Origin of the sequence: Herbidospora solisilvae (genome assembly GCF_009901565.1) — a bacterium.
GTDB classification, from domain to species: Bacteria; Actinomycetota; Actinomycetes; order Streptosporangiales; family Streptosporangiaceae; genus Herbidospora; species Herbidospora solisilvae.
In genome coordinates, this window is sequence record NZ_WXEW01000007.1 from 523,157 (window position 1) to 542,044 (window position 18,888).

Consider the following 18,888-nt stretch of genomic DNA (forward strand, 5'->3'; position numbering starts at 1 on the left):
TCGGACGATGGATTAGAACGTTCCTCTGTCAGACCTCGCTGTAGCGCGAGGGCAGGACGTTCTCGGCGGCCTTGAAGATCGAATCGACCTCCGAGGGCGTCAGCGACTTCTCCCGCTTGGTGATCCACTTGCGGACCATGCTGCCGGAGAACACGTCGACCTCGCGGATGTTGAGGATCCGCCAGGGGATCGCCGGCCCGTAGATGGCCAGCGACGGCACGACGGTGATCTCCCGGCCGAGCGCCTTGCTGATCAGGTCGCCGGCCTGGGTGGCCTCCCAGCGCGCCTCGTCGAGGCGCGGCTTCTGGTTGAACGGTCCGTGGAAGAGCTTGCGGTGTGACTGCACGCGCACGGGAAGACGCCGGTCCCACTTCTCGGAGTCGACCGCGTAGACCCCTGTCGGGCCCACCACCAGATGGTCGATCTGGGCGTCGCTGCCGGGGATCGACCGGGCGTGGAGCGTGCGGTAACCACCGCGTTCAAGCTTCTTCAACTGGGCCTCGGTCCGCCGCTCCGCGACCGACGGCCGCCGCCAGGCCGGGACGGACGAGGTCGTCCGAGCCCGGTAGACGGTCAGCCCGATGGCGGTCAGCACCAAGAACACGAGACCCGTCCGGACGCTGCCGAACAGCAGGCCCGTCACGATCCCCACCGCGACGGAGACGGCTGCTCGGCGTACCAGATCCTGGTATCTGGGTTGCTGCAAGGTGCTCCGCAGGGACGCGCGCTCTACTGGCGCGTAGGTCGACGCGGGCGTGTCGGGTCGCGTCGGGGGGCGCTCCTCACGATCGCTCACCCAGATAGGTGACGCATCGTGACCCTCTTCGGGCGCTAGACGGCTATCCACATAACAGACCGTAGTTGAGGCGCCAAGCTGTTGCCTAGTGGAGCCTGGTTCATACTTTTGTGGCCAACATTTGCTGATTCGCGCATGCTGGTATAGGGCATCATCTCTAGATATCTTCCGGCCGTGGCCGGCATTCATGATCTCACCGCTCTCGAACTCGCGTCCGCGGTTCGCGCCCGCGACCTGTCGCCCGTCGAGATCGCGGAACACTATCTCGCCCGTGCCGACGAGGTCGGCGCCTACGTCACCCTGACCGCTGACCTCGCCCTTGAGCAGGCACGACGCCTCGAGAACGAAGATCCGGGAGACCGCCCGCTGTTCGGCGTGCCGGTGCCGGTGAAGGACCTGAACTTCGTGAAGGGCGTGCCGATCAGGTTCGGCTCGGCCACCTACGAGGGCTTCACGGCGCCGGTGGACGACTCCATCGTCACCCGTCTCCGCGATGCGGGGACCGTTATGACCGGTAAGACCAATTCGCCAGAGTTTGGTTTGCCCTGTTACACGGAACCTACCGTCGCGCCACCGGCCCGCACCCCCTGGGACGTCACGCGGTCGGCCGGCGGGTCCAGCGGGGGCGCCGCGGCCGCCGTGGCGGCCGGGCTGGCGCCGATCGCCCACGGCAGTGACGGAGCGGGGTCGATCCGCATCCCGGCCGCGGCGTGCGGGTTGTTCGGCATCAAGCCCAGTCGTGGACGCGTCTCGCTGGCCCCGATGATCCCCGACCTGGCGGGATTGTCGGCCAACGGCCCGCTGGCCCGCAACGTGGCCGACGCGGCGGCGCTGCTCGACGTGCTGGCCCACCACCAGCCGGGCGACCTGTACTGGGCGCCGGACGCCCCGGCGTCGTTCCTGGCGTACACGAAACGGGATCCCGGCCGCCTGCGCATCGCCCGCCACCGCGACCCGGTGATCGAGGGAGCCGAGCTCCACCCCGAGGTCGTCGCGGCCTACGAGAAGGCGTCGGCCCTCCTCGAACGTCTCGGCCACGAGGTCGTCGACATCGGCAACCCCTACGGCGCCGACGTCGTGCCGCTGTTCGAGCGCATGTGGTTCGCCTTCGCGTGCATGCACCCCGTCGCGCCGGAGAAGGAGCACCTGCTGCGGCCCATCACGGCGTGGCTGCGCGAGCGCGGCTTCGCCACCCCCGCGCCCGACTTCCTCAAGGCCTGGTCGGCACTCCAGCTCACGACCCGGTTCGCACTGCTGGTCACCGACGCGTTCGACGCGGTGCTCACGCCGACCGTCACCGGCCTGACGCCGGAGATCGGCTGGTTCGAGGACGTCGACGACCCGTCGGTGACCTTCGAGCGCATGAAGCGGTTCGCGCCGTTCGCGGCCGCCTACAACCTCAGCGGCCAGCCCGCGGTCAACCTGCCGATCCACTGGACGCCCGACGGCCTGCCGGTCGGGGCCATGCTGGCCGCCCGGTGGGCCGACGAGGGCACCCTCATCATGGTGTCGGCCCAGATCGAGGCCGAGGTGGGCGGCTTCTGGGGGGAGCGCCGCCCACCGGGCTGGTGAACCCCGTCAGGTCAGCAGCGAGACGACGTGTTCGGACACGTCGGCCAGCAGGCCCGCCGGGCGTACGTCGGTGCCCGCGATGGCCGACACCAGACTCGGCAGCCCCTCCAGGGGGAAGCCGTCGTTCTTGGTGACCTGGTGGCCGACGCCGTTCTTGTCGAGCACGGCCCTGCTGCGCCGCCAGGCCTCCAGCACCTCTTCGGGTGAGGGCACACCGAAGCCGTGGCCGACGGGGGCGGCGTGGCGGAGCCGGACGAGCGGGGTGTCGGCGAAGGCCAGGGCCGTGCGGCAGCGGGTGGACAGGGTCTCCTTGTCGGGGACCCAGTCCATGGCCGTACAGGGAGTGCGGCATTTGGCGACGCAGACGGCCATCGCTCCCGCGACCTGGCTGTGCTGGCGGTCGAAGTAGGCCCGCCAGCCCTCGGCCGGCTCGGAGGCCACGCGCAAGGAGCGCTGGGTGGCCGACTGTTCGGAGCGGGTGTGGTCGCACTCCTTCTCGCCGATGACGCCGAAGCGGCTGCCCGGCGCCTGGAGGCCCTCGGGCCAGCGGGCCGGGTCGCCCGAGTGGCCCAGGGCCTCTTCGAAGGCGAGCAGCGGGAGGTATTCGGAGGTGATGTGCACCGCCGCCATCATCGCGCTCAGCTCGCGCTGGTCCCAGCGGACCTTGATCACCTCAAGGAGCAGGGAGTAGGCCGGCCGCAGCGAGTCGAGGGCGCCGCGGGGGCGTTCCTTGGGGGTCTGCGGCATGTGGCAGGCACGGGCCCGGCGGCGCAGGTCGGCCGGGATCACCGGCGCGTCGAGCTCGCTGGCGAAGTCTTCGGCGTCAAGGGTCAGCAGGCGCTGGCCGAACTCGCAGACGGCGGCGACCAGCACCGCGCGCGACTCGTCGGGCAGCACGGCGCCGGACAGGGCGCCGACGTCGCCGAAGGAATAACGGCGGGCCAGCGCGATGAGCAGGTCGTGGGCCGACTCCATCCATTCACTTTCTCACGGGGTACGGGGAAGGCCGGGCGCGGGCCCGGCCTCCCCTGAACCTACGTGACCTTTCAGGCCGATGCGGCGTCCTTCGCCCGAGCCCGCAGGGCGCGGTTGATGCCGTCGGCGCCTTCGAGCAGCAGCCGCTTCAGGCCGTGGGGCGGCTGGGCGGAGGCGATGAGCTCGTGGGTGGCCTCGGCCGTCTCGGGGCGGATCAGGTGGGTCGGGTAGCAGCCGACCGCGAAGTTCTGGGCCGAGTCGCTGGTCCAGTTCTTCCAGATTCCGGTGACCTCGGCGAAGAACGCCGGGCCGTAGGGCTCCAGCAGGTCGACCCGGCGCGGCTCGCCGAACCCGAGGATGGTCGAGCGCAGCACCGCCCCGCTCAGCTCGCCGCTGACGATGCGGGCCCAGGCGCTCGCCTTGGCCTCCTCGGTCGGGATCGAGGCGCGGGCCTGCGCGGCCGAGCGCTCGCCCGTCGCGGTCGCGTCGCGCACCAGCTCGGCGTCGATGTCGGCGGCGCCGAGCACACCCCCGACGACCAGGGCCCGGGTGAGGGTCCAGCGCAGGTCGGCGTCGACGGTCAGGCCGGCCGGGACGTTCAGGCCCAGCAGGATCGCGTGGAGAAGGTCGAGGTCGGCCTTGGAGGTGGCGACCTCGGCGAACGCGTTGAGGTAGGCCAGCTGGTGGTCGGACCCGGCCTCGGCGCCCTCGAAGAGGCGGCGCAGCGTGGCGGCCAGGGTGGCCAGGCCGGTGTCGCGCCACTCGGGGGCGGCGTACTGCTGGACGGCCATGCGGGCCTGGCGCAGCACCGTCTGGAGGACGGTCAGGTCGCGGACCGAGTGAATGCCCGACTCGACCAGGGTGACGTAGTCGCGGGTGGCCATCTCGCCGTCGCGGGTCATGTCCCAGGCGGCCGACCAGCACAGGGCGCGCGGCAGCGAGTCGGCGAACTTGACGATGCCGCCGTTGACCACGGTCGCGAGCGAGCGCTCGTCGAGGCGGACCTTGGCGTAGGTCAGGTCGTCGTCGTTGACCAGGACCAGGTCGGGCTGGAGCTCGCCGACCAGCTCTGCCACGGCGGTGCGGGCGCCGACGACGTCGAGCTCGACCCGCTTGACCCGGGTCAGCACGCCCAGGACGTCGGAGTAGAGGCCGATCGCGACCCGGTGGGAGCGCAGCGTCGGGTAGTCGGCCGGGGCCTCCTGGAGCACCTCGAACCGGGTGAACCGGCCCTCGGCGTCGACGTCGAAGGAGGGACGCAGGGTGTTGACCCAGGAGGTCTCCAGCCACTCCTTCGACCACGACGACAGGTCGCGGCCGGAGGTGCGCTCCAGGGCGCCGAGCAGGTCTTTCAGCTCGGTGTTGCCCCAGGCGTGCTCGTTGAAGTAGTCGCGGACGCCCGCGAGGAAGTTGTCGAGGCCGACGTAGGCCACGAGCTGCTTCAGGACGCTGGCGCCCTTGGCGTAGGTGATGCCGTCGAAGTTGACCTCGACGGCGTGCATGTCGGGGATGTCGGCGGCGATCGGGTGGGTCGAGGGGAGCTGGTCCTGGCGGTAGGCCCAGGCCTTCTCGACGTTGGCGAAGGTCGTCCAGGCGCCCTGGCCCCAGCGGGTGGCCTCGGCCTGGCAGAGCACCGACATGTAGGTGGCGAACGACTCGTTCAGCCACAGGTCGTCCCACCAGCGCATGGTCACGAGGTCGCCGAACCACATGTGGGCCATCTCGTGGAGGATCGTCTCGGCGCGGCGCTCGATCAGGGCGTCGGTCACGCGGGAGCGGAAGACGTAGTCCTCCAGGAAGGTCACGCAGCCGGCGTTCTCCATCGCGCCCGCGTTGAACTCGGGGACGAAGAGCTGGTCGTACTTCCCGAACGGGTAGCGCAGGCCGAAGACGCGGTGGAAGAAGTCGAACCCCTGCTTGGTCACCTCGAAGATGTTGTCGGCGTCGAGGTGCTCGGCCAGGCTCTGGCGGACGTAGATGCCCAGCGGGATGCCGTCGTGCTCGTCGTGGACGGAGGCGTAGGGGCCGGCCACCAGGGCGGTGATGTAGGTCGACATCACCGGCGTCGCCGGGAAGTGCCACCGCTTGGCGGCCTGGAGCGTGCCATGACGGCCTTCGTGCTGCTCCAGCTCCAGCGACTCGTCGGGGGCGGAGTTGGAGATGACCTGCCAGTCGGCGGGGGCCAGGACCGTCAGCTCGAAGGTGGCCTTGAGGTCGGGCTGGTCGAAGCAGGCGTACATGCGGTGGGCGTCGGCGGTCTCGAACTGGCTGTGCAGGTAGACACGCTTGTCGACCGGGTCGACGAACCGGTGGAGGCCCTCGCCGGTGCGCATGTAGGTGCAGTCGGCGTCGATGCGCAGTTCGTTGCGCTCGGCCAGGCCGCTGAGCGGGAAGCGGCCCGCCTCCTCGTCGTAGGCGCCGGCGTCGAGCCGGGCGCCGTTCAGGACGACCGACCGCACCCGGGCGTTGTGCAGGTCGATGAAGGTGTCGGCGCCGGGCTGCGCACACGTGAAGTGGACCGTCGTGACGCTCTCGAACCGCTCGTCGCCCTCGGTCAGGTCGAGCTCGACCGAATAGGACTGAACGGTCAGCAGCCGGGCGCGCTCCCGGGCTTCGTCACGGGTCAGATTGCCTGCCACATCCGCTCCTCACACACGGCCCGCCGCGCCGTCGCGACCGGGATGACCGCATCCTTCCACGACGACCGGACAAAGCCGCAATCAAATGTTTCCCTACCTGGAATAGGTAGATCCCTGACTCCGGTTGTCGATCGATGGAACCACATTCCTGTCGGGAGAGTGAACAAATGTCCGAACGCAAGATCGCCGATTTCTGGTTCGACCCATTCTGTCCGTGGGCCTGGCTGACCTCGCGCTGGATGCTCGAAGTGGAGAAAGTGCGTCCGATCGGGGTCCGCTGGCATCTGATGAGCCTCACCTTCCTGAACGAGGACCGCGACATCTCGCCGGATTATCGGGCACGTATCAGCAAAGCCATCGGCCCGGTGCGGGTCGTGGCCGCCGCGCGGCGGAAGTACGGCGAGGAGGTGCTCGGCGAGCTCTACACCCAGCTCGGCACCCGCTTCCACGACGGCGGGCGCATCAAGACCCTCGACGGCCTGGCCGACGTCGTCGCCGAGGCGCTGGAGGCCGCCGGGCTCGACCCCGCGCTGGCGGGGGAGATGGACTCCACCGAGTACGACGAGGAGATCCGCCGCTCCCACGACGCGGGAATGGACCAGGTCGGCACGGACGTGGGCACGCCTGTGATCGCCATCGACGGCAACGCCATCTTCGGGCCCGTCGTCACCCCTGCCCCGAAGGGCGAGGCGGCGGGGCTGCTCTGGGACGGCGTGGTGCTGGTCCTGTCCACCGACGGCTTCTTCGAGCTGAAGCGAACCCGGACGAGGGACCCCATCTTCGATTGAGTGGAACTATGACACCGATCACGCCAGGATGGGGCGCATGCGTCAGCTCTTCGTGAACGGTGCCTGGGTTTCCTCCGCGTCCGGCGAAGGGGTCGACGTGGTCAACCCGGCGACCGAGGAGGTCGTCGACCGGGTGCCGGCGGGGGCGGCCGACGACGTGGCCGAGGCGGTCACCGCCGCCCGGCGCGCCTTCCCCCGCTGGTCGGCCACCCCGCCCGAGGAACGCGGCGCGGTGCTGGCCCGCGCCGCCGAGCTGATCGAGGCGCGCGCCCGCACGATCGCGGAGATCATCGCGACCGACATGGGCGCGCCCCTGGGGTTCGCGCTGCGGACGCAGACCCTGATGCCCGCCGGGGTGCTCAAGACCTTCGCCGGCATGGCCGGGCGGCAGGCCGAGACCACCCGGGTGGGCAACTCCCTGATCCTGCGCGAGCCGGTGGGCGTGGTCGCCGCGATCACGCCCTGGAACTACCCGCTGCACCAGGCCGTCTGCAAGGTGGGCGCCGCCCTGGCGGCCGGGTGCACGGTGGTGCTGAAGCCCAGCGAGGTGGCCCCCCTGGCGGCCTACGCGCTGACCGAGGCGCTGGAGGAGGCCGGGCTGCCGCCGGGCGTCTTCAACCTGGTGAGCGGCCACGGCCGGACCGTCGGCGAGGCCATGGCCGCCCACGTCGACGTCGACATGGTCTCCTTCACCGGCTCCACCGCGGCCGGGCGCCGCGTCGCCGCGCTGGCGGGCGACACGGTGAAGCGGGTCGCGCTCGAACTCGGCGGCAAGTCGGCCAACGTGATCCTCCCGGGCGCCGACCTGGAGACGGCGGTCAAGGCGGGCGTCGGGCAGGCCTACAGCAACGCCGGGCAGACCTGCTCGGCCTGGTCGCGCATGCTCGTCCACTGGGACCAGTACGACGAGGCCGTCCAGATGGCCGTCGCGTTCTCCCGCAAGTACGTCGTGGGCGACCCCTTCGCCGACGACACCCGCATCGGCCCGCTCGTCTCCCGCGTCCAGCGCGACCGGGTGGTGCGCTACCTCAACGTCGGCCAGGAGGAGGGCGCCCGCCTGGTGGCCGGCGGCACCGAGCCGGTCCACGAGCGCGGCTACTACGTCGAGCCGGCCGTCTTCGCCGGGGTCGCGCCGGGCATGACGATCGAGCAGGAGGAGATCTTCGGCCCGGTGTTGTCGATCGTCCCCTTCGGCGCCGTCGACGAGGCCGTGGCGATCGCCAACGGCACCCCCTACGGCCTCGCCGGGGCCGTCTGGGCCCGCGACGAGGAGCAGGCCGTCGCCGTGGCCCGCCGGATGCGCACCGGCCAGGTCGCGATCAACGGCGGCCGGTTCAACCCGCTGGCGCCGTTCGGCGGCTACGGGCAGTCGGGGGTCGGGCGCGAGCTGGGCGAGGCCGGGTTCGACGAGTTCCTCGAGGTCAAGTCTTTGCAGATGTGAGCTTTCCGGCTTGACCCGGGCGTCGATACACAAAGTCATGCACGTGTTGATCGTGGGCCTGGGCTACGTCGGGCTGCCCACCGCGCTCGCCTTCCTGGAGGCGGGCTGCCGGGTCACCGGCTACGACGTCAGCGCCGCGCGGCTCGCCGCCATCCGCAAGGGACAGGTCGACCTGTCGCCCCTCGACCACGCGCGGCTGCGGTTCCACCGGCTGGAGACCACCACCGATCCGGCCGCCGTCGCCGCCGCCGACGTGGTGGTGATCTGCGTGCCGACGCCGGTCGACGAGCACCATGTGCCGGATCTGAGCGCGCTGCGGGCCGCCTGCGGCACGGTCGTCGCACACGCCGTCCCGGGCCAGCTCGTCGTGCTCACCTCGACGACCTACGTGGGTTCGACCCGCGACCTGCTGATCGACCACCTCAGCGGGGTCGACGTCGTGTTCAGCCCCGAACGGGTCGATCCGGGGCCGGGCGGGCGCCCGCTGGAACACTCGCCCAGAGTGCTCGGGCCCGCCTCCGCGAAGGCGGGCGACCGGGCCGAGGAGCTGCTCAGACGGGTGGCGCCCTCGGTGCACCGGGTCAGCTCCCCGGAGGCGGCCGAGTTGTGCAAGCTGCTGGAGAACTCGTTCCGGGCGGTCAACATCGCGCTGGCCAACGAGTTCGCCGACATCGCCCGGGAGGTCGGGGTCGACCCCGTCGAGGTGATCGAGGCGGCGGCCACCAAGCCGTTCGGGTTCATGCGGTTCGACCCGGGGCCGGGCGTGGGCGGGCAGTGCGTGCCGTCCGACCCCTACTACCTGCTGTGGCGGCTGCGGCGGGCGGCGCCGACCGTGCTGACCGCCGCCATGGGGGCCATCGCGGCCCGGCCGCAGGCGGTGGTCGGGCGGGCGCTGGAGATGCTCGCGGCGGCCGGGCGGGACGTGCGGGACGCGACGGTGCTGGTCGCCGGGGTGTCGTACAAGCCGGGGGTGGCCGACGCGCGCGAGACGCCGGCGGTGCCGATCATCGCCGCGCTGCGGCGGCTCGGGGCGCGGGCCGAGTTCACCGATCCGCTGGTGGAGGAGCTGGTGGTGGGGGAGGAGGTGCTGAAACGCGCGAGCGACCCGGGGAGCGAGCCGTGGGACCTCGTCGTCGTGCACACGCTCGGCGGCGACCTCGCGTGGTTGCGGCCGGAACAGCCGGTCCTGGACGCCACCTACCGGCTCGAACGGCCCGGCGACAGCCGCTGGGAGGTGCCCTAGGGCGCCTGGAGCATGATCCGGCGGGCGGCGTCCTTCGGCAGGCGGTCGAGGTAGAGGCCGCCGTTGAGGTGGTCGAACTCGTGCTGGAAGCAGCGGGCCAGCATGCCCCGCGCCTTGATCTCCAGCGGGCGGCCGAGGCGGTCGAAGCCCGTGACGGTGACCCCGGAGGCGCGCGGGGTGGGTGAGTAGAGGGGCTTGCCGGTCGCCTTGTTCGGCACGGACAGGCAGCCCTCCTCCTCGACGATCTCGTCGTCGTCGTCGACGGTGAGCTCGGGGTTGACCACAGCGCCCTTGCGGTTGCTGATGTCGTACACGAAAAGGCGTTTCCCGACGCCGATCTGGGGGCCCGCGAGACCCACGCCGTCGGCCAGGTACATCGTCGCGAACATCTCGTCGATCAGGCGGCGCAGGTCTTTGTCGAACACCGTGACAGGCTCGGCCGGGGTGCGCAGCACCGGATCTCCGACATACCGGATCTCGCGCATTCTGATCTCCGCGGTAAGGGGCGACGGGGGTAGCTGGCCGTTACTTTAGTCGACCTGAGAAGCTCTCCGTATGCGCGTCTACATCGGTTCCGACCACGCCGGCTACGACCTGAAGAACCACCTGGTCGGCTGGCTCAAAGACAACGGCCACGACGTGGTCGACTGCGGTCCCTTCGTCTTCGACGCCGAAGACGACTATCCGCCCTTCGTGCTCCGCGCCGCCGCCGGGGTGGTGGCCGAGCCCGGCTCGTTCGGCGTGGTGATCGGCGGCTCGGGCAACGGCGAGGCCATCGCCGCCAACAAGGTGAAGGGCGTGCGCGCCGCGCTGGCGTGGAGCGACGACACCGCCACGCTCGGGCGGCAGCACAACGACGCCAACGTGATCAGCATCGGCGCCCGGATGCACTCCGAGGCCGAGGCCACCCGTTTCGTCGAGTTGTTCCTCGCCACGCCCTACTCGGGCGCCGAGCGCCACACCCGGCGCATCGACATGCTGAGCGACTACGAGCGGACCGGCGAGCTGCCCCCGCTGCCCTAGGGCTTCTTGCGGGTCTCCTTGCGGGGGACCTCGTCGCGCAGGGGCCGCCGGTCGGCGGCCTCCTGCTGTTCCTTCGACGGACGCGACACGTCGCGGGCGCGCATGGCGGTGATCGCCGTGATGGTCAGACTCTGCAGGGCCATGGTTCCGACCCTAGAAGACGAGCCCGCCCCACGGGAGTGGGCTCCACGACATGGCCGCCGACAACTCCCGCACCGCGCCCTCGCGGTGCTCGGTGATCTGCCCGGCCATCCGGTACGACTCCAGCGACCGCCCCCCGAGATAGCCGGCGCCCAGGATGCGCACCGGCAGGCTCAGGTCGGGCGCGTCCTCGGTCCGCTCACACGTGTGCTTGGCGGTCGACAGCCGCCAGCGCCCGGCGTTCCACGGGCACACGTCGTCGTCGACCTCGACGACCAGTTCCACCGGCGCGCTGTAGGCCCGTTGCGTGAGCGCGCCCGGCACGTCCACCAGGCGGATCCACAACTCGTCGAGGGTGCCCGCGTTCAGGTGCCGCGGTTCGGCCAGCAGATGCATGACCGGGTCGTCCACGGGCCGGTTGGCGGCGAACACGCGGGCGCACAGGTCGCGGTCGAGCAGGCTACGCCACAGGGCGGCGTAGGCGGCCGGGTCGACGGCGAACAGCTCCTGCAGCAGCACCTCGCCGTCGGGCACGTCGTGGTCGGTGACCTTGCGCTTCACCCGGAACAGCGCGTAGCCGCGCACGCCGTCGTCGTCCTCGGCCAGCACACAGCGCAGCCGCCCGGCCGAGCCGCGGGCGTTGTCGTCGTCGGCCAGGGTCGCGTTCCAGCGGGCGGCGGTACGCATGTAGAGGCCCGGCCGTGTCGGCCGGACCTGGTCGAAGACCCGCACGAAGTCCTCGCGGGCCCGCTCCGGCGGTTCGACCCGCAGGCGCAGCGTGGGATCGACCGGCGCGTCGGCGCGGAAGGCGCTGGAGTGCTTGGGGATCGAGTAGAAGACGTTGTCGACCGCGCGGCCGTAGCCGTAGCGGCCGTAGATGGCGGCCTCGGAGGCGTAGAGCGCGGCGAACACCTCGCCCTTGGCGTGGACGTCGGCCAATTGCCGCCGCATCAGCGCACTGAGCACCCCCCGCCGCCGGTGGGAGGCCAGCACGCCGACGGAGCTCACCCCCGCCACCGGGAGCACGCCGCCCGGCACGGTCATGTCGAAGCTCATGACCTGGGTGAAGCCGACCATCCGGTCGCCGTCGAAGGCGGCCAGGGACCGGTCGAACTCCGTGACACCCTTGAACCGCTCGATCTGACCGGGGGCCCAGGAGGAGACGAACGCCTCGTCGAGCAGGTCGCAGACGGCGGGGAACTCGGATTCGGCGATGGGGCGAATGGGGTGATTCACGGCACCACCGTAGGGCCGGGCAAAGAGGGACGGCCACCCAATATACGTGCTAAGTGATCAAGGTGTTGGTCAAGACAGCGCCTCACCACGAAGCCGACCGATACAGTCGGGACATCATGAGTTCCCGTCCGGTGCCGCTCATTCCCCCTCGGCTCCGCGCGATTTTGGTGCGGGTCCCGTTTCTGGTGCCGATCGTCCGGTTCGTAAGGAAGAGTGCGTCGAAAGATAGCCATCTGCTGATCGCTCTGGTCGTCGTGAGCCTGCTCATCGGAGTGCTCGGCGTCCAGATCTCGACGCGTTGGTTCTCGCCCTCGCTGCTCATCCTGGTGACCCTCGTCGCCGGGCTCCAGCTCCGGCTGCGCAGCCTGATGACGCTGCTGGTCGCGGTGGCCGCGTCGGTCACCTACCTGGGGATCACCTACGGCGCCCGGCAGGTCGGCCCCGGCTTCCTGCTCACCATGGCGTTCACGGTCGTGCTGGCCGGGCTGATGTCGCGCACCCGGGGCACGCTCGGCGTGCAGGGGCTGCGCGGCGACGCGATGCTGCTGGAGCTGCGCGACCGGCTCAAGAGGCAGAGCGAACTGCCGTCGCTCCCCAAGGCATGGGGCGGCAAGGTCGTGCTCAAACAGGCCGGCGGGTCGTCGTTCGGCGGCGACTTCGTCGTCTCCATGCGCGAGGGGACCAGGGTCGAGCTGGCCGTGGTCGACGTCTCCGGCAAGGGCGTCGACGCCGGGACCAGGGCTCTGCTGCTGTCGGGCACGTTCGGCGGGCTGCTCGGGTCGGTGAGCGACTTCCTCGGCGCGTGCAACGCCTACCTGCGCCGTCAGCGCGAGGGCGAGGGCTTCGTCACGGCCGTCCACCTGAGCCTCGACCTGGCCACCGGCGCCTACGAGATCACCTCGGCGGGCCACCCGCCGGTCGTGAAGTTCGACTCGGGCACCGGCACCTGGCGGGTCTCCACGGCCAAGGGCGTCGTGCTGGGGGTGGTGCCCGACCTGGCCTGCGAGCCCGACCGGGGCACCCTGCGCAAGGGCGACGCGCTCATGCTCTACACCGACGGGCTGATCGAGCAGCCGGGCCGCGACATCGACGCCGGCCTCGACCGGCTCCTCGGCGAGGCCGAGCGGCTGCTGCCCGGCGGGTTCTCCAAGAGCGCCCGCCAGCTCGTGAACTCGATGTCGTCGGGCCACAACGACGACTGCGCGCTGGTGCTGATCTGGAGACCGTGACACTAGTCACTGGTCGTGCGCTGATCCCGGTTGAGACCCTTTATCCGGTCACCGGCGGTACGGGGGTGTCGCCGGAGAGCGGCCCCATTCAGGGTCCCCGGGCCTTCTCAGGCAGGCGGCGCGGCTCACCTGCGGAGGCCCGGCCCTCTGTCTATAACCAGCCCGAATCGGCGGCGATCCTGACCGCGTCGACCCGGTTCCTGGCGCCCGTCTTGCACATGATGCGCGACAGGTGGTTGCGGACCGTTCCCACCGACAGGAAGAGCTCGTCGGCGATCTCCTTCGACCGCGCGCCCTGCGCGGCGATGCGCAGCACGTCGAGCTCCCGCCGGGTCAGCGGGTTGTCGGCCGTCTGGAGCGCGGCCACGGCCAGATCGGAGTCGACCGCCCGGCGCCCGGCCGCGATCAGGCGGATGCCCTCGGCCAGCTTCTCGGGCCCGGCGTCGGTGCCCAGGAAGCCCAGCGCGTTGGCCGCGAACGCGCGGCGCACCTGACCGGGGTTGGCCTGGGAGGAAAGGATCATCACCCGGCACGCGGGCACCTTCTCGAGGAGCCGCGCCGCGGCGGCCAGGCCGCCCATGGCGGGCAGGTCGATGTCGATCACGGCGGTGTCGGGACGGTGTTCGACGGCGGCCGGGATGGCGTCCTCGCTCGACGCCACCCCGGCCACGACTTCGAGGTCGCTCTCCCCGTTGAGGGAGGCGACCAGGCCATGCCGGACGAAGGGTAGGTGCTCGGCCACCAGAATCTTGATCATGAGGCGCCCCCATCTCATACCTCAGGGTGATCGGCCAGACGCACAGTGTCATCGAAGTCTCCCGATTCGGCAAACCCGCCGCAAGCTCCCCAGAGGATCGCAGTGAAATGCCCACGAACGCGGACACGGCCGGACGCCGGGCGGCGTGGGCTACTCTCGATGCGACGACCGATTTTCCGCCTGCCGGGGGTATGCGCCGATGAGCTGGCAGTTCATTGCCGGATTCGTGATTCTCTTCGTCGGCCTCCTGGTGTCGATCGCCCTTCACGAGCTCGGTCACCTCGTCCCGGCCAAGATCTTCGGCGTGCGCGTCACGCAGTACATGGTCGGATTCGGCTCCACCATGTGGTCGCGGCGGCGCGGCGAGACCGAATACGGCGTCAAGTGGATCCCCATGGGCGGCTACATCCGCATGATCGGCATGCTGCCGCCGCGCGCGAGCGACGACCCCAACAAGCTGCGCTCGATCTCGACCGGGCCGTGGCAGGGCCTCATCGAGAACGCCCGCCAGGTGGCGTCCGAGGAGATCAGGCCCGGCGACGAGAGCCGGGTCTTCTACCGCAAGCCGTGGTGGCAGAAGGTCATCATCATGTTCGGCGGCCCGTTCATGAACTTCGTGCTGGCCTTCGGGCTGTTCGCGGTCGTCATGATGGGCTTCGGCGTGACCGTGCTCAAGCCGACGGTCAACGACGTCAGCAAGTGCGTCATCCCGGCCTCCCAGGCCGACCGCGAGTGCACGCCCGCCGACCCGAAGACCCCGGCCCTCGCGGCCGGGCTGCGGAAGGGTGACACCTTCGTCTCCATCGACGGCAAGCCGGTGACCTCGTGGGAGTCGGCCACCTCGACCATCCGCGCCCACGGCGCCGGTCCGGTGCCCATCGTCATCGAGCGGGCCGGACAGCGGCAGACCCTCACGGTGAACCTCATCGCGACCGAGCGGCCCGACCTCGACGACCCCACCAAGGTCGTCCAGAACGTCGGCTTCCTCGGCGTCGAGCCGACCCAGGTGACCGAGCGCCAGGGCCCCGGCTACGTCGTCTCCGAGATGTGGGACATGACCTCGCGCACGGCCGTCTCGATGCTCGACATCCCGGGCAAGATGGTCGGCGTCTGGCACGCCGCCTTCTCGGGCGAGGAGCGCGACCCCAACGGCCCGATCGGCATCGTCGGGGCGGGCCGCATCGGCGGCGAGATCGCCGCCTCCGCCGCCCCGATCGAGAACAAGATCGTCATCTTCATCAACCTGCTGGCCGGGCTGAACCTGGCGATCGGCATCTTCAACCTGATCCCGCTGCTGCCGCTCGACGGCGGCCACATCGCGGGGGGCCTGTGGGAGGGCGTCAAGCGCGGCTTCGCCCGCGTCGCCCGGCGGCCCGCGCCCGGCTACGTCGACGTCGCCAAGGCGCTGCCGCTGACCTACGCGATGGCGGCCGTGCTGCTCTTCATGGGCGGCCTGCTAATCTTCGCCGACATCGTCAACCCGGTCAGGCTGAGCGGCTAGCTACTCCCCGGTCACGCCGTCGAGGCGCTCGCGCAGGAAGTCGGCGTGACCGTTGTGCCGGGCGTACTCCTCCAGCATGTGCGCCAGGATCCACCGGTGTGACATGAGCTCGCCGGCCCGGTTGGGCCTCTTCATCAGCGTGTCGAGCGGGGTCTCCGCGCTGATCTTCCGGGCGGCCTCGATCTCGGACCTCCAGGTGGCGAAGACCTCCTCGACGGGCGCCGAGTCGAGGGCGTCGAAGTCGTCGTCGGGGGCGGCGTCGGTGAAGAAGATGGGTGGCAGGTCCTCGCCGTTGAGCCGGATGCGGAACCAGGCCCGCTCGACGTCGGCCAGGTGCCTGACCAGCCCGAGCAGCGACAACGACGAGGGTTCCACGGCCCGGCTGCGCAACTGCTCGTCGGTGAGGCCCGCGCACTTCATGGCCAGGGTGTCGCGGTGGTAGTCGAGGAAGGCGGCAAGGGTGTCGCGCTCGTCGCCGGCGAGGGGCGGGTCGATTCTCATGGGGTTATGGTGCCAAACCATTGCCAGATGCCCGACATCCTGCGGGAACAAGTCATTCATGACACTTGACGGGAAAGTCGCGATTGTCGCCGGAGCGAGCCGGGGGATCGGCGAGGTCACCGCACGGGCGCTGGCCCGTTCAGGAGCCTCCGTGGTCCTGGCCGCTCGTGATTCCACCGCCATCGAGACCGTCGCCGCCGACATCCGGGCCTCCGGGGGACGCGCGCTCGCCGTGCCCACCGACGTGGGCGATTCGGACTCGGCCGAGCGGCTCGTCGCCGTCACCCTGGAGAAGTTCGGGCGGCTCGACGCGGCGTTCAACAACGCCACCGACGGGCCCGTGCCCGCGCCTCTGGCCGAGATCGATCCGCTGGACTTCGACCTCGGTATCCGGACCAACGTCCGCGGGACCTTCCTCGGCATGAAGTTCCAGATCCCCGCCATGCTGGCCTCGGGCGGCGGGTCGATCGTCAACATGGCCTCGGTGGCCGGGGTCCGGGGGACCGCCAACCTGGCCGGGTACGTCGCGGCCAAGGCGGGGATCATCGGGCTGACCAAGGTCGCCGCGCTCGACTACGCCGACCAGGGGATCAGGGTGAACGTGCTGGCCCCCGGGCCCATCCTGACCTATCACCTGGAGGCGGCGGGAGACGACGTCCAGCGCAGGGCGGGTCAGGCCGCGCCGATGCGGCGGGTGGGGCTGCCCGAGGAGGTCGCGGCGACGGTGATCTGGCTGTTCTCCGACCAGTCGTCCTACATCACCGGGGTGACACTGCCGGTCGACGGCGGGATGGCGGCCGGGGAGAAGCCCCCGCTGGCCAAGAACCTCACGAGGCGGCCAGCGCCTCTATAGCGGGCAGGGCCGCCGCCAGGGCCTCCCGCTGCTCGGGCGGCAGGGCCGAGATCCGGGCCACGAAGAAGGCGATGCTGTCGCCCCGCAACCGGCCCAGTTCCGCCTCGCCCTCCGGCGTGAGGCTGATCAGGGAGGCCCGCCCGTCGGCGGGGTCGGGCGTGCGGGCGACCAGGCCGAGGCTCTCCAGCCCGCCCACCACCCGGCTCAGCGTCGGCGCGCTGACGCCCTCGTGGGCGGCCAGGTCGCCGAGCCGTACCGGGCCGAGCTGGGCGGCGGCCGCCAGGGTCGAGATCTGGCCGGCGGTCAGGTCGCCGCGGGTCTGCTGGCGGCCGCGCCGGCCCAGGCGGGCCAGTGCCGCCTTCAGCCGTTCGGCCAGCAGGTCCACGTCGGTCATGATCGGTTCACCGTGGCCGCCGCGACGGCCAGTTCGTCGTGGACGTACCGGCGGCCCCTCAGCAGCGACGCCACGGCGGCGATCAGCGACATCGCGACGGCCAGCAGGAACACCACCACCAGACCCTGGTGGAAGGGGCCGGAGACGAGGTCGGGGAAGTACTCGCGGCCGGTCAGGGTCGCGGCGTTCCCCGGGCTCAGATGGGCCAGGGCGCCGGTCGGGGCGAGCAGGTTCTCGATCGGGTTGTAGCCCAGGAAGGCGGCGAAGAGCGTGCCGACCGGAGGCAGTGCGCCGATCGTCGCGGCGAGTGCGGGCGGGACGCCGTGCTGGGCCAGCCCCCCGGTCAGGGTCTGGGGCAGGGTGGCGGCCAGGCCGGCGATCATCAGGGAGAAGAACACGCCGATCGACAGGACCATCCCGGCGTTGGTGAACGTCGCCCGCATGCCCGAGGCCACGCCGCGCTGCCCGGCCGGGACCGAGTTCATGATCGCGGTGGTGTTGGGCGCGGTGAACAGGCCCGAGCCGACGCCGTTCAGGAAGATCAGCGTGGCGAACACCCAGTACGGGAAGTCGATCGGCACCAGCAGCAGCCCGAGGAAGGCCAGCGCGGACAGCACGAGCCCTCCGGAGGCGAAGGCGCGGGCGCCGTACCGGTCGGACAGGTGGCCCGACAGCGGGCCCGCCAGCAGGAAGCCGGCCGTCAGCGGCAGCAGGTAGACGCCGGCCCACAGCGGGGTGTCCTCGAAGGGGTAGCCGTGCAGGGGCAACCAGATGCCCTGGAGCCAGATGATCAGCATGAACTGCAGGCCGCCCCGGGCGATGGAGGCCAGCAGCCCGGCCACGTTCCCGGCCGCGAAGGCCCTGATCCGGAACAGCGACAGGTGGAACATCGGCTGCGCCGCCTTCGTCTCGATCAGGCAGAAGGCCGCCAGGATCAGCACGCCGCCCGTGATGCCGCCGATCACCAGCGGGTTGGTCCAGCCCATCGCGTGGCCGCCGTAGGGCTGGATGCCGTAGGTCACCGCCGCCAGCAGCATCGTGAGGCCGGCCGCGAAGGCCAGGTTGCCCCACCAGTCGATCCTGGCGCCCTCGACCCGGGTGACCGTCTCGCGCAGGCTCCGGTACGCCCACACCGTCCCCAGGACGCCGATGGGCACCGAGGCCCAGAACACCAGCCGCCAGTCGAGCTGCGACAGCAGCCCGCCCGCGACCAGCCCCAGGAAGGTCCCGGCGATGCCGGCCACCTGGTTGACGCCCATCGCCATGCCGCGCCGCCCGGCGGGGAACGCGTCGGTGAGGATCGCCGCCGAGTTGGCCATCAGCAGCGCGCCCCCGACGCCCTGGAACAACCGCCAGCCGATCAGCCAGAGCGCGCCGCCCGACTGCTGGAAGGGGTCGAGGGCCAGCACCACCGTGCCGACGGTGAAGACGGCGAAGCCCGCGTTGTACATGCGGACCCGGCCGAACATGTCGCCGAGGCGGCCCAGCGTGACCACCAGGACGGCCGAGACGAGCATGTAGCCCATCAGGATCCACAGCAGGTAAGAGACGTTGCCGGGTTCCAGCGGGTTCAGGTGGATGCCGCGGAAGACGGCCGGCAGCGAGATGATCACGATCGAGGAGTTGACGGTGGCGAGCAGCATGCCCAGGGTCGTGTTGCTCAGCACGATCCACGGATAACGGTCCGACATGAGACCCCCAACAACTTGCTTAACCTAACTAACGAGTTGGGGGAGGCGAAAATGCCCCAAACAACACGAAAAGGGACGCGCTTCCGCGCGTCCCCTTCCGGTCGTGAC

General features: G+C 70.7%; 18 protein-coding genes. 8 read left to right on the forward strand and 10 right to left on the reverse strand.

The genetic code is table 11. From position 1 onward, the window contains the following. Positions 1–28 precede the first annotated feature (28 nt). Complete coding sequence (locus GT755_RS25625) at positions 29–706, reverse strand: nuclease-related domain-containing protein (protein WP_235967246.1); 678 nt, start codon at positions 704–706, stop codon at positions 29–31. Between the two features lie 264 nt (positions 707–970). On the opposite strand from GT755_RS25625, the gene GT755_RS25630 reads away from it, so the two are divergent. Further along, on the forward strand, positions 971–2,368 hold the full coding sequence (locus GT755_RS25630; protein ID WP_161482155.1) for an amidase: 1,398 nt from the start codon (positions 971–973) through the stop codon (positions 2,366–2,368). A gap of 6 nt (positions 2,369–2,374) precedes the next feature. On the opposite strand, the gene GT755_RS25635 is transcribed toward GT755_RS25630, so the two are convergent. Together GT755_RS25635 and pepN are read right to left on the reverse strand one after the other, a co-directional pair. Beyond that, the gene (locus GT755_RS25635) at positions 2,375–3,343 is read right to left on the reverse strand and encodes a hypothetical protein (protein ID WP_161482156.1); all 969 of its coding nucleotides are present in this window, start codon (positions 3,341–3,343) and stop codon (positions 2,375–2,377) included. 71 nt (positions 3,344–3,414) lie between these two features. Beyond that, the gene (pepN, locus tag GT755_RS25640; protein ID WP_161482157.1) at positions 3,415–5,982 is read right to left on the reverse strand and encodes an aminopeptidase N; all 2,568 of its coding nucleotides are present in this window, start codon (positions 5,980–5,982) and stop codon (positions 3,415–3,417) included. Positions 5,983–6,149: 167 nt separating this feature from the next. Between pepN and GT755_RS25645 the strand changes: the two genes are divergently transcribed. The 3 genes from GT755_RS25645 to GT755_RS25655 are packed head-to-tail and all read left to right on the forward strand — an operon-like array spanning position 6,150 to position 9,454. After that, positions 6,150–6,770: a mycothiol-dependent nitroreductase Rv2466c family protein gene (locus tag GT755_RS25645; protein WP_161482158.1), complete on the forward strand. Its 621-nt coding sequence runs from the start codon at positions 6,150–6,152 to the stop codon at positions 6,768–6,770. A gap of 37 nt (positions 6,771–6,807) precedes the next feature. After that, a complete protein-coding gene (locus GT755_RS25650; protein ID WP_161482159.1) occupies positions 6,808–8,211 on the forward strand; it encodes an aldehyde dehydrogenase family protein in 1,404 nt (467 codons plus the stop codon). Positions 8,212–8,248: 37 nt separating this feature from the next. Next, entirely contained in the window at positions 8,249–9,454 is a 1,206-nt protein-coding gene (locus GT755_RS25655) for a nucleotide sugar dehydrogenase (RefSeq protein ID WP_161482160.1), read from the forward strand. Here the strand turns inward: GT755_RS25655 and def are convergent. After that, complete coding sequence (def, locus tag GT755_RS25660) at positions 9,451–9,939, reverse strand: peptide deformylase (RefSeq protein WP_161482161.1); 489 nt, start codon at positions 9,937–9,939, stop codon at positions 9,451–9,453. The two genes, GT755_RS25655 and def, sit on opposite strands and share 4 nt — an antisense overlap. A 70-nt stretch (positions 9,940–10,009) precedes the next feature. Between def and GT755_RS25665 the strand changes: the two genes are divergently transcribed. Then, positions 10,010–10,477, forward strand: coding sequence for a ribose-5-phosphate isomerase (locus GT755_RS25665; protein ID WP_161482162.1), 468 nt, complete (start codon positions 10,010–10,012; stop codon positions 10,475–10,477). On the opposite strand, the gene GT755_RS25670 is transcribed toward GT755_RS25665, so the two are convergent. Together GT755_RS25670 and GT755_RS25675 are read right to left on the reverse strand one after the other, a co-directional pair. Continuing rightward, on the reverse strand, positions 10,474–10,620 hold the full coding sequence (locus GT755_RS25670) for a hypothetical protein (protein ID WP_161482163.1): 147 nt from the start codon (positions 10,618–10,620) through the stop codon (positions 10,474–10,476). The genes GT755_RS25665 and GT755_RS25670 overlap by 4 nt on opposite strands. A gap of 10 nt (positions 10,621–10,630) precedes the next feature. Continuing rightward, a complete protein-coding gene (locus GT755_RS25675) occupies positions 10,631–11,854 on the reverse strand; it encodes a GNAT family N-acetyltransferase (protein WP_161482164.1) in 1,224 nt (407 codons plus the stop codon). A gap of 116 nt (positions 11,855–11,970) precedes the next feature. On the opposite strand from GT755_RS25675, the gene GT755_RS25680 reads away from it, so the two are divergent. After that, positions 11,971–13,083: a PP2C family protein-serine/threonine phosphatase gene (locus GT755_RS25680; protein ID WP_161482165.1), complete on the forward strand. Its 1,113-nt coding sequence runs from the start codon at positions 11,971–11,973 to the stop codon at positions 13,081–13,083. A gap of 151 nt (positions 13,084–13,234) precedes the next feature. On the opposite strand, the gene GT755_RS25685 is transcribed toward GT755_RS25680, so the two are convergent. Next, the gene (locus tag GT755_RS25685) at positions 13,235–13,840 is read right to left on the reverse strand and encodes a response regulator transcription factor (protein ID WP_161482166.1); all 606 of its coding nucleotides are present in this window, start codon (positions 13,838–13,840) and stop codon (positions 13,235–13,237) included. Between the two features lie 226 nt (positions 13,841–14,066). Between GT755_RS25685 and GT755_RS25690 the strand changes: the two genes are divergently transcribed. Continuing rightward, a complete protein-coding gene (locus tag GT755_RS25690; RefSeq protein WP_328794494.1) occupies positions 14,067–15,341 on the forward strand; it encodes a M50 family metallopeptidase in 1,275 nt (424 codons plus the stop codon). Here GT755_RS25690 and GT755_RS25695 read toward each other — a convergent pair whose 3' ends face one another. Beyond that, complete coding sequence (locus GT755_RS25695) at positions 15,342–15,842, reverse strand: DinB family protein (protein ID WP_235967248.1); 501 nt, start codon at positions 15,840–15,842, stop codon at positions 15,342–15,344. A gap of 58 nt (positions 15,843–15,900) precedes the next feature. Here GT755_RS25695 and GT755_RS25700 point away from each other — a divergent pair, with 58 nt between their 5' ends. After that, on the forward strand, positions 15,901–16,695 hold the full coding sequence (locus GT755_RS25700) for an SDR family NAD(P)-dependent oxidoreductase (RefSeq protein ID WP_161482169.1): 795 nt from the start codon (positions 15,901–15,903) through the stop codon (positions 16,693–16,695). Here GT755_RS25700 and GT755_RS25705 read toward each other — a convergent pair. Both GT755_RS25705 and GT755_RS25710 read right to left on the reverse strand, forming a co-directional pair. After that, entirely contained in the window at positions 16,670–17,089 is a 420-nt protein-coding gene (locus GT755_RS25705; protein ID WP_161482170.1) for a MarR family winged helix-turn-helix transcriptional regulator, read from the reverse strand. The genes GT755_RS25700 and GT755_RS25705 overlap by 26 nt on opposite strands. Continuing rightward, entirely contained in the window at positions 17,086–18,780 is a 1,695-nt protein-coding gene (locus tag GT755_RS25710) for an MFS transporter (protein ID WP_161482171.1), read from the reverse strand. Before GT755_RS25710 ends, GT755_RS25705 begins: the two co-directional genes overlap by 4 nt. Between the last annotated feature and the right edge of the window lie 108 nt (positions 18,781–18,888).